Here is a 14090-nt window from a genome sequence, read left to right on the forward strand (position 1 = left end):
CCTTGAAAAACAGGTACGCCGACCTGACCAAAGTAACAACGCAAAACTAAGTTGTCAGACCACTAGACCACCTCACTCACCCTACTTGCTGCGTAACATCAGTGATGTAAGACGATTGAATACAAAACCTTGAACGCAATTATCCCAACGCATTACCTCCCATTCAGCTTCCGGATAAGGTCCGTTTCATCGCGGCGGTAGGGGGTGCCGTCCGCGCGGAATACCTCGTGGAACCACTCAATGGGCTCGCTGCCATCGGCCAGCGGGGTATCCCAGGCGTACTTGGTGTTAGTCTTGCCTTCCACCAGGCCCCAGTTGATGGCCCCCACGTTTTCCCGCTTGAGCAGGGGCATGATGTTGGCGAAGCGGCTGTTGCGGGACCGGGCCATGTACTCGGTGCAAATCAGGGGGCGGCCGGTGGTTTTCAGCAGGTGTATCACGCGCAAGTGCCAGTTCTCGTCTTCGTAGTCGTGGTAGGTGATGATGTCGGAATTGCGAATCTGCAGGGCGTTGAGCTCGGCAAAGTCCCAGGCCCAGATGCCGGAGCTCAGTGGTTGCTCGGGGTTGATTTCGCGGGCCCAGGCGAAGACGTTGCGCACCAGCGGCAGGGAGGCGGTGCGCTTGCCGGAGTTGCCGGGCTCGTTGTACAGGTCCCAGAACAGAATGCGCTTGTCGCTGCGGAAGGCCGACAGCACGTCCTGCACATAAGGCTTTAGCTTGCTGAAGGTGGCCGAGTCGCGCGAGGCCGGGTCGCCCGGGTCCTGCATCCAGCCCGAGTTGTGGATGCCCGTTTTCGGCGCGGGCTGCAGGCCCGCTTTGGGCTCCTTGTTCCAGCAGTCGTCGAAAAACACAAAAATGGTCTGGATGTGGTGCTTATCGGAGATAGCCAGGTACTCATTCACCCTTTTTTTGAAGCCCGCCGGGTCCTGCTGCCACGCCAGGCTGTGCAAAAACACCCGCATGGTATTGAACCCGATGCCTTCGGCCCACCCCAGCTCCCGGTCGATGGTGGTGGGGTCGAAGGTGGCGGCCTGCCACATCTCCAGCTGGTTGATGGCCGTGCTGGGCGCGAAGTTGGCGCCGCTCATCCAGGGGTGCGCCCGGTACCAGGCCTGGGCTTTGGCTGCGGGCCAAACCGGTCCCGCCGCGGCAACGCCCGTGGACTTGGTTTTGATTTTCTGGGCAAAGCCACCCGTGGCCGCCAGCAGCAGCCAGCCGAGGAGAAGGAGTTTTTTCATGCGGGGATTTTGGGGAAAATGTTGAAGTGCTTATTAATTCGTCAAACGGTCATGCTTTTACTTCATCGGATAGGCAGAAAGCCCTTACAAGGACTTGGTAAAGTTGACCTTGATTTTGAGCTGAAAGTCGCCGATTACCTTAAATATCTCCTTGAGCGTCACCTGCTCCACTTGGGTCAGCGTGGTGGGGTCGAGGTAGTTAGTGGGGGCGGTGCGGTCGTTGATAATCTGGCGGGCCTGCTGCTGCAGGCGCATGCCCATGAGGTAATAATAGGCCTGCAGCAGCTCCTGGCATTCTTTTTCCTTGAACACGCCGTGCGCGCCCAATTGGGCCAGGCGCTCGCCGGTGTTGGTGGGCAGCAACTGGTGCTGCAGCGCGTACACCCGCACCAGGTCCACGATGGGCGTCATGGCCTTTTTCAAGTCAAACACCTGGTGGTCGCCCTGCGTGAAGGTGCGGATATTGCGCAGAATAGACGTCAGGGGCGGCTCGTACTGCAGCGCGTTCTTGGCCATGTAAAACAGGAAGCGGTCGAGGGGCTGGGCCAGCTCGCCGTGCAGGAACGTCTGCAGCTCGTCCATCAGGCTTTTCTCGCCGTAGAGGTAGCGGCAATCGAAAAACGTGGCAAACTGCATCACCGTTTCCGGGTTCGATTCGCTCATCCACTGCCGGTAGTAGCTTTTCCAGTACGAGAGCGAGTGCGTCCACTTAGGGTTTTTGGCCATGAAGCCGCCCGTGCAGAAGTGCAGCCCGATGTGGTCGAGCTGGTCGGACACGGCCGTGGCGAAGCGCAGGAAGTAGGCGCGCACCAGCTCCCGCTGCTCGTTGGCCTTGTCTTCGTAGATAATGGCGTTGTCCTGGTCCGTGAGCAGGGTTTGTTCCTTGCGGCCCTCGCTGCCGAGCACCATGAACACGAACCGGGCCGGGGCCGGCCCCAGCTCCGCCAGCACGTTCTCAATCACCTTCAGCGCCATGGTATCGGCCACGGTGGAGATGACCTGGTTCACGATGTCGGCCTTCACGCCGCGGCTCAGCAGCTGGTTCACGATGTCGGGCACCATTTCCCAGCGCCGCTTCAGCTCCTTGCTGCTCTGGGCCTGCTTCACGGCCTGAATGAACATGAACGGCGACTGGGCCAAATCGCTCAGCAGCTTGTTGCGGCTCAGAAACCCCACGTACTGCCCGCCGCGCTCCACCAGCAGGTAGCGCGTTTTGGTTTGAAACATGAGCAGGATGGCCTCGTGCACGTAGGCTTCGTCCGAAATCGACACCAGGGGCGTGGCCGCCACGTCCGCCACCGGGCGGGCGGCGTCCAGCCGTTGGGCAATCACCGAGTCGCGCAGGGTGATGTCGGTGCAGTAGCCCACGATGGCCCCCGTGGCGGCATCCGTCACAAACAGGCAACTCACCTTGGCTTCGGCCATGCGCCGGGCCGCCTCGTAAATGGGCTCCTCGCCGGAGCAGGTCACCAGCGCCCGCACTTCCAGGGTCAGGATGCGGCGCGAAAACAGCTGGTCGGCCACCAGAAAATTCTGTTCCGGCGGGCTGATGGGCTTCACAAAGTGCGCGTATTCCTCGTCCAGCATCCGCTCGCCGTAGCGGGCGGTGAAGTAGTGAAAGAAGGGCTCGTAGGCCTGGCACAGGGCCCGAAAATCGCGGCGGGGCAATTGCAGTACCCGCGTCCCGGCGCGGACGATGACGGTGCGCAGCGAACGTTTTTTGTTGAGCAGGATGGACATGCCTCCGTAGCAGGTGCCGGGGCCGTACACTTCCGGCAGGCGCTTGTGCTGCTCACTGTCGAAGAAAAACGTTTCGTAGCTGCCCGCGGCCACAATGTCCAGGCTGCGCAGCTTGGAGGTGTCCTGTTGGTAGAGCAGCACTTCCCGCCCGTGGTGTACTTCCTGCAACAGCCCCACCACGCCCTGGAGCACGTCCTCGGGCAGCAGGTCGAACGGTGCGACGGTACGGAGAAAATCGAGGCGGTTATCCATTGGTGAGCCGGTATAGGAGGTAGCAAAAAAGTACCGCGGCGGTGGCCAGCAGCGCCACCCGGCGCCAGGGCCGGGGCTGCGGCCGGGTCCCTGGCAGCGTCAAATGCGCTTGCCCGGCCAGCACGCTGCCGGGGAGGAGGCCGCGGCGTTGGAGCTCGAAAAAGCAGCGCGCCGTTGCCACCGCGTCGATGTGCGCGTCGTGCTCCCGCTCCAGGGGTTGCCCAAACAGCCGCTCGTGCAGCTGGTGCAGGCGCAGGGGGCGGCGCGGGGGGGCCGTCACGCCCTGCAGCGGCAAGCGCGTGAGTTGCATGGTGCAGAACTGCGGCAGGGCGGGCAGCGCATTGGCAAGTCCGGCTCGGGCAAAGGCGGCGCCCAACACGTGAAAGTCGAGCGGGAGAAAATGGCCCACCACGCGGGGCCGGTACGTGGCCAGGTCCTGGAGCAGGCGGCGCAGCACGGCCGCGGGCTCCTGCCCGTGCGCTTGCAGGAACTCCGGCGTGAGGCCGTGAACGGCGACGGCTGCGGCGGGCATGCGGCCGGCCGGAATTTGCAGGTAGTCCTGGTCGGCTTTCACCAGCTCCCCGGCGGCGGTGAAGACCACCCAGGCCACTTGCGCGATGCAGGGCCATTCCCATTCTTCGGCGTATGGGCGGTCCCAGCGGGCGGGGAGCCCAGTCGTTTCGGTGTCCACAAAGAGCAGGTATTCTGGCATGGTGCGCCGGCCTTACGCGTCCGCTGGGTCAGCGGATTCCACCGTTGGCGCCGCAACCGGACCAGCTCCCGCGTCAAGAAACCGGGTAGAGGAGCCGCGTACCACCAGTTCGGGCCGCAGCACCACTTGCCGGGGCGTGTAGGCAGAACCGTTCGTCTCAATTACCTCCAGCAGCAAGCGCACGGCCGCCTGGCCCATCTCCTCGCAGCGCTGGTCGATGGTGGTGATGGTAGGCTCGGTCACCACGGTGAAGGTTTCGTTGCTGAAGCCGCAGATGGCCACGTCTTCTGGCACCCGCAGGCCCTGGCGGCGCGCTTCCTGCATGGCCCCCAGGGCGCAGTAGTCGCCGGCGCCAAACACGCCGTCCGGCGGGTTGGCCGCAGCCAGCAGCTGGCGCATGCCCTCGGCGCCGCTTTGCTGGGCCATGTCGGTATAAACAATCAGGCTTTCGTCCTCCGGCAGGCCGGCCTCGCGCAGGGCGTCGAAGTAGCCCTGCCGCCGGTTTTTGTAGATGTTCAGGTGCTGCGGCCCGGCCAAGTGGGCAATGCGGCGGCAGCCCTGGCTCAGCAGGTGGCGCGTGGAAATGTAGCCGCCCTCCTGGTCGTCCAGCACCACGGCATTTACCTTGTCGCCCTCCAAAATCCGGTCAAAAAACACGAGGGGTAGGCCGCGGCTGCGCACTTTTTCGAAGTGCTGAAAGTCGTGGGTGGTGCGCGACAACGACACCAGAATGCCGGCCACCTGCGCGCTGAGCAGCGTGTCGAGGTTGCGCCGCTCCTGGGCCACGTCCTCATTCGACTGACAAATAATGACGTTGTAGCCGGCCTTGCGGGCGGCCGTTTCGATGCCGTGCACCACGGACGGAAAAAATCGGCCCTCGATGTACGGCACCACAATGCCGAGCAGCTGGCTCTTGCCCTTGCGCAGCGCCGAGGCCAGGCGGTTGGGTTGATAGTTGTATTTTTTGCTTAGCTTGAGCACTTTCTGCTTCATCGCCGGCCCGATGCTGTGGTGGTCGCTCAGGGCCCGCGAGATAGTCGTGAGGGACACCCCCAGTTCCCGGGCCAGGTCGGCCATGGAAACCGGGCTCGTGCCCTTGGGGTCTGGTTCGGGTTTTTTTCGAGGGGCCATACGGAAATACGCTACACAATGCTTTGCGTAAAGATAGGTTTATCTGGCATTGCAATCGTTCTGCTCCGGTACGCCTGGGTACGCCGCCAGCAAATCGGGAGTCCGGTAAGCTCGTAACGGAACGTATTTTTAGTTAGTTTAGGAAAAACAACCGACATACTGTGTTTTTCCTGTTACTTTACACAATCGATTGTGTCAAATTGGTAAAAGCACCTTAATTCGAACGGCCTCTTTTTGCCTAGTTCAGGTAGCTGAGCCGCTTTCGTTTACCCGTTGGCCGCCCCAATTAAGTGGCCTCGCCCTTTATTCTTCCCCTTCGCCTATGTCCACCTCAACCCCCACCCGATTTGCCCAGCTCGCGGCTGGTCTGGCGCTGCACAGTGCCCTCGGGCTGGCCCCCGCTTCGGCCCAAACCAAACCCTTAGCCGCCAATACCCTCACCGTGCGGGTAGATAAGCCGGGGGCTCCCATTGCCAAAACGATGTACGGCCTGTTTTTCGAGGACATCAACTTTGCCGCCGACGGCGGCCTATACCCGGAGCTGGTCAAGAACAAGTCGTTCGAAACCGCCGACCACCTCATCGGCTGGAAAGCCATTCGGGGGGGCGCTGCTCTATCTACGTATATCGTGTCCGGCCAGCAGCCCATCAGCGTCACCAATAACCACTTTCTGCGCCTCACCGCCGCCACGGCCAGCCCCGATGCGGGCTTCCTGAACGAAGGCTTCCGGGGCATGGGCGTGAAACAGGGCGCCGAGTACACGTTTTCGGTGTACCTGCGGCGCGGGCCGGGGGCCGTGGCGGGGCTGAACGTGACCCTGGAAGAAGCGGGCCGGGGCGGCCCGGGCCCCGAGATGCCGGCTTCAGGCCAAATGCTGGCCCAAGCCCGCATCAGCGGCCTCGGCAGCGAATGGAAAAAATACACCGTGGTGCTGAAGCCCACCGCCACGGCGGCCAAGGCCCGCCTGAAGCTGACCCTAGACGGTGCGGGCACGCTCGACCTCGACGTAGTGTCGCTGTTTCCGAAGGATACTTTTAATGGCCGCGAAAACGGCCTGCGGCCCGACCTGGTGCAGCTGCTCAAGGACATGCAGCCCGGTTTTCTGCGCTTTCCCGGCGGCTGCATTGTGGAGGGCCGTACCCTGGCCGAGCGCTACCAGTGGAAAGAAACCATCGGGGACGTGGCAACTCGCGTGCCGCTGATAAACCGCTGGAACACCGAATTCACGCATAAATTCACGCCCGACTACTACCAGTCGTTCGGACTGGGCTTCTTTGAATATTTCCAGCTCTCGGAAGACATCGGTGCCGAGCCCGTGCCGATTCTGAACGTGGGCATGGCCTGCCAGTTCAACTCGGCCGAGCTGGCCCCGGTGAGCAGCTCGCAAGGTCCCAACGCCGGCGAGGCCCATTCCCACGCCGACGACGACCCCACGCTGGAAGTGTTTATTCAGGACGCGCTGGATTTGATTGAGTTTGCCAACGGCCCCGCCAGCAGCCCCTGGGGTGCTAAGCGCGCCGCCATGGGCCACGCCGCGCCTTTCAACCTGAAGTTTATCGGCATCGGCAACGAGCAGTGGGGCCCGCAGTACCTGGAGCGCTACGAGCCGTTTGCCAAGGCGGTGAAGGCCAAGTACCCCGGCATCAACATCGTGTCGAGCACCGGCCCCGCGCCCGAGGGTGACCTGTTCGATAAAGCCACCAAGCGGCTGCGTGAATTGAAAGCCGAAGTCATCGACGAGCATTACTACGCCAAGCCGGAGTGGTTCCGCCAGAACGTGGGACGCTACGATAACTACCCCACCACCGGCACCAAGATTTTCGCCGGCGAATATGCCGCCCAGAGCGTGGCCATCGGTAGCCCCGACAACAAGAACAGCTGGGACTGCGCCATCTCGGAGGCGGCCTTCATGACGGGCTTGGAGCGCAATGCCGACAAGGTGGTGATGGCGTCCTACGCTCCGCTCTTCGCCCACGTCGATGCCTGGCAGTGGACGCCGGACTTGATTTGGTTCGACAACCTGCGCTCTTACGGCACGCCCAACTACTACGTGCAGAAGCTGTACGCCGCCAACCGCGGCACCACCATGCTGCCCATGCAGCGCGGCGACAACGCTAAAAACGGCCAGGACAACCTGTTCAGCAGCGCCGTGGCCGACGATGCGGCCGGCGAAATCGTGGTGAAGCTGGTAAACTACTCCGCCGAAGCGCGCCCCGTGACCATCAACCTACAGGGAGCGAAGAAGCTGGGCAAAGCCGGCAAGGCCCTGGTACTGGCCAGCAACGATTTGAACGCCGTGAACAGCCTCGACCAACCCCAGAACCTGGCGCCCAAGGAAGCGTCGTTCAAGGTGTCGTCGGCGAACGTGGCCTACACGCTGGCGCCGCACTCGTTCACGGTGCTGCGCATTCCAGGCAAGCGTTAAGCAATGGCAATCATGACGATACCCATCTTTCGGCCTGCTGCCCAGGCCTTGTTTGCGGGCCTGCTGCTCGCAGCGGTGGCTCCAGCTTTGCCCGGTCTGGCGCAGGCCCTGCCCGCGGCCGGCAACCCCATCATTCGGAACAAGTACACGGCCGACCCAGCGGCGCTGGTTCACAACGGCACGGTGTACCTGTACGCCGGCCACGACGAGGCCCCGGCCCCCGAGCAGCGCTACGTGATGCACGAGTGGCTGTGCTATTCCTCGCCGGATATGGTGACCTGGACCGAGCACCCGTCGCCGCTCAATGTGAAGGCCTTCGCCTGGGCCAAGGACGATGCCTGGGCCTCGCAGGTGATAGCGCGCAACGGCAAGTTTTACTGGTACGCGGCGGTGGAGCACGGCGCGGTACCGGGCAAAGCCATTGGCGTGGCCGTGTCCGACAGCCCCACCGGCCCGTTCAAGGATGCGCGGGGCACGGCATTGGTTACCAATGATATGACCACGGTCGCCAAAATATTCTGGGACGATATCGACCCCACGGTGATTATTGACAAAACCGGGCAGGCCTACCTGTTCTGGGGCAACTCGGCCTGCTACTACGCCAAGCTGAAACCGAACATGACCGAGCTGGACGGCCCCATCCAGACCATTAAGCTGCCGGCCTTTACGGAAGCGCCCTGGGTGCATCAGCACAACGGCTGGTACTACCTGAGCTACGCCACGGGCTTCCCGGAGAAAATCGCCTACGCCATGAGCCGCAGCCTGGAGGGGCCGTGGGTGTATAAAGGCATTTTGAACGAGCTGGCCGGTAACTCCAACACCAACCACCAGGCCATTATTGACTTCAAAGGCAAGTCGTATTTCGTTTACCACAACGGCGGCGTGAACACCGACGGCGGCAGCTTCCGTCGTTCGGTGTGCGTCGATAACCTGTTCTATAATAAGGACGGCACAATGAAGCGCGTGGTGATGACGAGTGAGGGCGTGCAGCCAGCCAAGTAAAAGAGTGCCCCTCGCAACCGCAGGCCAGAAATGCAAAACGTCAGGCTGCGCGCAGCCTGACGTTTTGCATTTCTGGCCTGCATTCATTGATTAACAAAATTTTACCTGCTCAACCCGTGCGCACACCCGTACTTAGCTGCTTGCTGTTTTTTAGTTTTCTGGCGGTGGCCGTGGCCCAGCCGGCGGCGCTGCCGGCCCCCATCATCGTTGAAACGCAGCACGTGAGCGTGGTGCTGACCGTGGGCGAAAACCAGAAGCTCTACCAAACTTATCTGGGCACCAAGCTGACTGATGCGGCCGACTACCTCCGGCTACCCAACCGGCACGAGGCCTACGTGACGGCCGGGACCGACAACCTGTTTGAGCCCGCCATCCGCCTACTGCACCCCGATGGCAACCCCTCGCTGGCCCTGGTTTTCGTGGATAAGCAAGTCAGCAAGAAAGACGATAACGTGACGGAAACCACCATCCGTCTGCGCGACCCGCAGTACCCGGTGGAGGTAGTGCTGCACTTCGCCGCCTTCTTTCGCGAGGACGTTATCAAGACCTGGACGGAAATCCGGCACCGCGAAAAAAAGCCGGTGGTGCTCACGAGCTACGCTTCGGCCATGCTGCACTTCGACGCGCGGGAGTACTGGCTGACCCAATTTCACGGCGACTGGGCCGAGGAAGCGCAGCAGCAGGAAAGCCGGCTCACCAGCGGCATCAAAGTCATTGACACCAAGCTGGGTACCCGCGCCAACTGGTACCAGACCCCTGCGTTCTTCCTGGGGCTCGACCAGGCCGCCACCGAAACCACCGGCGAGGTGCTAGCCGGCACCCTGGCCTGGACCGGCAACTTCCGCCTGGCCTTCGAGCTGGACAATCAGAACGCGCTGCGCGTGTCAGCCGGCATCAATCCGTATGCTTCGGAATACCACCTGCCGGCGAACCAGACTTTCACCACGCCCGAGTTCATTTTTACCTACAGCGGGCAGGGCAAGGGGCAGGCTTCGCGCAACCTGCACCGCTGGGCCCGCCGCTACGGCGTGCTCGACGGCACCCAGCCGCGCCTGACGCTGCTCAACAACTGGGAGTCGACGTTCTTCAACTTTAACGAGCAGAAGCTGGATACGATTATCGGCGACGCGGCCAAGCTGGGCGTGGACTTGTTCTTGCTCGACGACGGCTGGTTCAGCAATAAGTATCCGCGCAACAGCGACCAAGTAGGCCTCGGCGACTGGCAGGCCAGCAAGCTGAAGCTGCCCAACGGCATCGGCCACCTGGTGCAGACGGCCAGTAAAGAGGGCGTGAAGTTCGGCATCTGGGTGGAGCCCGAAATGGTGAACCCCAAAAGTGAGCTGTATGAAAAGCACCCCGACTGGGTGCTGAAGTTACCTAACCGCCCGGAGGATTACTACCGGGGCCAGCTGGTGCTGGATATGACGAATCCCAGGGTGCAGGACTTTGTGTTCAAGACCATCGATGAGCAGTTCAGCCAGGGCGTGGCTTACATCAAGTGGGACTGTAACCGCATGATGACCAATGCCTATTCGCCCCATCTTCGGAAAGACCAGACCCACCTCTACGTTGACTATGTGCGCGGCCTTTACCAGGTGCTAGACCGCGTGCGGCAGAAATACCCGCATGTGCCCATGATGCTGTGCTCCGGAGGGGGCAGCCGCACCGACTACGGCGGGCTGAAGTACTTCACCGAGTTCTGGCCCTCCGACAACACGGATGCGCTGGAGCGCATCTACATTCAGTGGGGCTACTCTAACTTCTTCCCGTCGAACACGCTGGCCAGCCACGTCACCAACTGGAACCGCCAGCACAGCCTCAAGTTCCGAACCGACGTGGCCATGATGGGCAAGCTGGGCTACGACCTGGAAGTAGCCCAGCTGACGCCCCCGGAGCTGCAGTTCAGCCAGCAGGCCGTGCGCGACTACAAGCGGCTGAGCCCCGTTATCTGGCAGGGCAACCTGTTCCGGCTGCGCTCGCCCTACGAAGGCAACCAGGCCGCGCTGGTGTACGTGGCCGAAAATCAGCGCCAGGCCGTGCTGTTCGGCTATAACCTGCATACCCGTTTCCTCGAAACCGTGTTGCCAGTGAAGCTCCAGGGCCTTGACCCGACCAAGCGCTACAAGCTCACCGAAATCAACCTCATGCCCGGCCAAAAATCCGAGCTGGCGGCCAATGGCCAGGTCTACTCCGGCGACTACCTGATGAAAGTGGGCGTGGTGCTGACGGACCGCGAAGCGAAGCCGCTCACTAGCCATGTGTTGGAGCTGACGGCGGAATAGCCCGGTCACGCCATTTGCCAGCGCCACCAGCTTCACGAATAAATGACCAGGCTACTGGCTAAAGCACCCATCGGTGCCTGACGACCCTTTAAGCAAAGCGCCCCTGCCCGATTGGGCAGGGGCGCTTTGCCTTTGCAGAAAAGAGAGGAGGGCTAGCCGGCGGGCTATTGCTGCACCACCTGGGTTTGCTGAACGAAGGCGCCCTGGTGCACACGCACCAGGTAGAGGCCGGGGGCCAGCGGAGCATTGGTCAGCGCCAGGGGGTTGCCACCCACCAGCAGCTCGGCGGTTTGGCTGTGCACCCGGCGGCCCGTCACGTCAAGTACTTCTACCTCGGCGGTGCCTTTGCGCTGAGCTTCCACCCGCAGGCTCAGGCCCTGGCCCGGCGCCAGCGGATTGGGGAAAGCCTGCAGCCAGAGCTGGGCATCGGCGGCGTTTTTGGTGGCGAGGACTACGCGGAGCATCTGCCAGCGCTGGGCGGGCTCGAAGCCGTTGTCGTCGTACAAGTTGACGCGGGCACCGGGAGCTGCGCTGGCGAAACCTACTTCCAGCACCTGGGAGATGTTCTGGGCGTTGGCCGAGTTTTTCAGCGTGAATTTGTAACGACCGTTGTTGTTCGGGTCGGTGATGAGCCAGCGCTGGGCGTCATCGTTGACTGTGACCAGTACGTTCTGCTCGATTCTCGTGCCTTGCGCCTTGTTCAGGGCCACGGGCTGCACGTACATCACCGTGCCTTTGTGCCGAAACTTGTACGAGCCATCGGCCTGCAGCTCGAAAATGAAGCGCTGGGCATCATTGCCGTTGTCGCCCCACTGGCCGATGCTGGTGCCCGCCGTCGCCAGGTTGTTGTCCACGTCCATGCACAGCGCCGTTCCAACGGGAACCCCGAACTGCACGGCTGAGCCGTCGGCTACTACCTCGTAATGGGTCAGCTTGTAGGTAGCGCCATTCACGATGGCACCCTGGGCCTGGGCCGAATGGGCAGCACCCAGCAGGCACACAGCTGCTAACGATGCGAAGAGTACATTTTTTTTCATGGGAATTCGAAAAATTTGAAGAATAAAGAAGAAAGAGGCAACGGAGACGGAACACTGCTGCTGCTGGGTGTTCGCCAGCGGCAGTGTGTAAAAAGATAACCAGACAAATATAACGTAAATGTTTACATTTGCACAAACGATTGTGTTAACTCTAAAATATTTTCTTCCTGTTTCCCGAATTAGTTCGTCCAGTGCTCTGGTCGCGCTCACGGTAAGCCATGCCACCCCGTTAGTTATACAATTGGTAAATAGCGTATTGATATTTTAAAATTACCTATTTAACAATGCCAAACGCTCCTGACCACATTGAAAATCAGGTCGCCTTAGCCAGGGTAATCTTTTTATCCAACGATAAGCAGGTGCGTCCAAATCGTTGCCAAAACCGCTCAATTCCATGCATATTTGCACAATCGTTCATGTTCCTTTAACAGCAATGAAGCGCTTACTCATCCTTTTCCTTTGGCTGCCTTCGCTGGCCTGTGCCCAAGCCCCCGCGCCCCCGCTGATACCAGCCCACGACCCCGTGATGATGCAGCAGGACGGCACCTACTACCTGTTCTGCACCGGCCCGGGCATCGCCGTGTGGTCATCGGCCGACCGCAAGCACTGGAAGCCAGAAAAGCCGGTGTTTGACAAAGCGCCGGCCTGGGCGACCCAAGCCGTGCCGGGTTTCCGAGGCAACCACATCTGGGCCCCCGATATTTCCCAGCACAACGGGGTTTATTACTTGTTCTACTCCGTTTCGGCTTTCGGTAAAAATACCTCCTGCATTGGATTGGCCACGAATAAAACGCTGAATACCAACGCGGCCAATTACAAGTGGGAAGACCAGGGCCGGGTCCTCCAGTCGGTGCCGGGCCGTGATTTGTGGAACGCCATCGACCCGAACCTGGTCCGCGACGAAGCCGGCACGCCCTGGCTGACGTTTGGCTCTTTCTGGGAAGGCATCAAGCTCGTTAAACTCCGCCCCGACCTGAGAGCCCCCGCGCAACCCGAGCAGTGGCGCACCCTGGCCCGGCGCCCACGCGACCCGCGGCTCAACGATTCATTGCCCGGAGACGGGGCCATTGAAGCACCCTTCATTTTTAGAAAAGGGGAGTATTACTACCTTTTTACATCGTTCGACTTCTGCTGCCGCGGCCCCCAGAGCACCTACAAGATTATGGTGGGCCGCGCGAAAGCCGTGACCGGGCCTTACCTGGACCGGGCCGGCGTGGCACTAGACCAAGGCGGGGGCACCCAGGTACTGGCCGGCGATAAAAACTGGTTTGGCCTGGGCCACAACGCCGTTTGCACGTTTGACCAGGTGGACTACCTCGTCTTTCACGGCTACGACGCCGCGGACAAAGGACACTCCAAGCTCCGCATTGAGCAACTGGGTTGGGACGCTGCCGGCTGGCCGGTAGTACAGCCCTGAACAGCGGCCCATCGGCACGGGTACGCCCCCGATGAGGTCACACCACCAGTGCCCAGAACCGCTCGCGGTCGGGCAAGGTCGTGATGGAATCCCAGCGCCCCGGAACTCCCCGCGCCCTGCCCTGCCCTGCCCTGCGCGCGAGCCAGCGGGCCGGAGCAATTAGCCGAACTTTACGGTCAGTATCCTGCCTTTTCTCAACTGAATGAAAGCTTTTATTTTCGACCTCAACGGCACCATGATTCACGACATGGACTACCACACCAGTGCCTGGCGCGACTTGCTAAACGAGGGATTGGGCGGCAGCTTCACCTGGAACGACGTGAAGCAGCAGATGTACGGCAAAAATCAGGAGGTGCTGGTGCGGATGTTCGGGGCGGAGCGGTTTACCGAAGCGGAAATGGTGCGCTTATCCGTCGAAAAGGAAAAACGCTACCAAACGGCCTTTTTCCCCCACCTGCGGCTACTGCCCGGCCTGGCGGAATTCCTCGAACAGGCCCACCAACGGGGTATTCCCATGGCCATTGGGTCGGCTGCCATCCCATTCAACATCGATTTCGTGTTGGACAACCTTAATATTCGGTCGTATTTCTCGGCCATTGTCAGCGCCGATGACGTGACGCTGAGCAAGCCCCACCCCGAAACCTTCCTCAAAGCCGCGGCGCTATTGCACGCGTCCCCCGCCGATTGCCTCGTGTTCGAAGATGTGCCCAAGGGCGCCGAAGCGGCCCGCAATGCGGGCATGGCGGCCGTGGTGCTCACCACCACGCACGCGGAGGCGGAGTTCGCTCACCTGCCCAACGTCCTGCACTTCGCGGCGGACTTTGAGGATAAATTCCTGCAAAATATTCTGTGAG

At 61.2% G+C, this 14090-nt stretch carries 10 protein-coding genes; 5 read left to right on the forward strand and 5 right to left on the reverse strand.

What is annotated here, in order from left to right; genetic code table 11:
- Positions 1–152 precede the first annotated feature (152 nt).
- The 4 genes from IEW17_RS06680 to IEW17_RS06695 form a co-directional block, all read right to left on the reverse strand.
- The gene (locus IEW17_RS06680) at positions 153–1238 is read right to left on the reverse strand and encodes a cellulase family glycosylhydrolase (protein WP_188561267.1); all 1086 of its coding nucleotides are present in this window, start codon (positions 1236–1238) and stop codon (positions 153–155) included.
- 84 nt (positions 1239–1322) lie between these two features.
- Positions 1323–3230, reverse strand: a complete 1908-nt coding sequence (locus IEW17_RS06685) for a DUF294 nucleotidyltransferase-like domain-containing protein (protein ID WP_188561268.1) — start codon at positions 3228–3230, stop codon at positions 1323–1325.
- A complete protein-coding gene (locus IEW17_RS06690; protein WP_188561269.1) occupies positions 3223–3942 on the reverse strand; it encodes a 3'-5' exonuclease in 720 nt (239 codons plus the stop codon). Before IEW17_RS06690 ends, IEW17_RS06685 begins: the two co-directional genes overlap by 8 nt.
- A 12-nt stretch (positions 3943–3954) precedes the next feature.
- The gene (locus IEW17_RS06695; RefSeq protein ID WP_188561270.1) at positions 3955–5073 is read right to left on the reverse strand and encodes a LacI family DNA-binding transcriptional regulator; all 1119 of its coding nucleotides are present in this window, start codon (positions 5071–5073) and stop codon (positions 3955–3957) included.
- 322 nt (positions 5074–5395) lie between these two features.
- On the opposite strand from IEW17_RS06695, the gene IEW17_RS06700 reads away from it, so the two are divergent.
- The 3 genes from IEW17_RS06700 to IEW17_RS06710 all read left to right on the forward strand — a co-directional run bounded on the left by IEW17_RS06700 (position 5396) and on the right by IEW17_RS06710 (position 10782).
- Positions 5396–7498: an alpha-L-arabinofuranosidase family protein gene (locus tag IEW17_RS06700; RefSeq protein ID WP_188561271.1), complete on the forward strand. Its 2103-nt coding sequence runs from the start codon at positions 5396–5398 to the stop codon at positions 7496–7498.
- Between the two features lie 12 nt (positions 7499–7510).
- Positions 7511–8500, forward strand: coding sequence for a glycoside hydrolase family 43 protein (locus IEW17_RS06705; RefSeq protein WP_188561272.1), 990 nt, complete (start codon positions 7511–7513; stop codon positions 8498–8500).
- A gap of 116 nt (positions 8501–8616) precedes the next feature.
- Positions 8617–10782 carry an alpha-galactosidase gene (locus tag IEW17_RS06710; RefSeq protein WP_229748848.1) on the forward strand — a complete coding sequence of 722 codons (2166 nt, stop codon included), beginning with the start codon at positions 8617–8619 and terminating at the stop codon, positions 10780–10782.
- A gap of 164 nt (positions 10783–10946) precedes the next feature.
- Here IEW17_RS06710 and IEW17_RS06715 read toward each other — a convergent pair whose 3' ends face one another.
- The gene (locus tag IEW17_RS06715) at positions 10947–11819 is read right to left on the reverse strand and encodes an RICIN domain-containing protein (RefSeq protein ID WP_188561273.1); all 873 of its coding nucleotides are present in this window, start codon (positions 11817–11819) and stop codon (positions 10947–10949) included.
- 433 nt (positions 11820–12252) lie between these two features.
- On the opposite strand from IEW17_RS06715, the gene IEW17_RS06720 reads away from it, so the two are divergent.
- Positions 12253–13236, forward strand: coding sequence for an arabinan endo-1,5-alpha-L-arabinosidase (locus IEW17_RS06720; RefSeq protein WP_188561274.1), 984 nt, complete (start codon positions 12253–12255; stop codon positions 13234–13236).
- A gap of 202 nt (positions 13237–13438) precedes the next feature.
- Positions 13439–14089, forward strand: coding sequence for an HAD family hydrolase (locus tag IEW17_RS06725; RefSeq protein WP_188561275.1), 651 nt, complete (start codon positions 13439–13441; stop codon positions 14087–14089).
- Position 14090 lies beyond the last annotated feature (1 nt).

The organism is Hymenobacter frigidus (assembly GCF_014640435.1).
Taxonomy (GTDB): domain Bacteria; phylum Bacteroidota; class Bacteroidia; order Cytophagales; family Hymenobacteraceae; genus Hymenobacter; species Hymenobacter frigidus.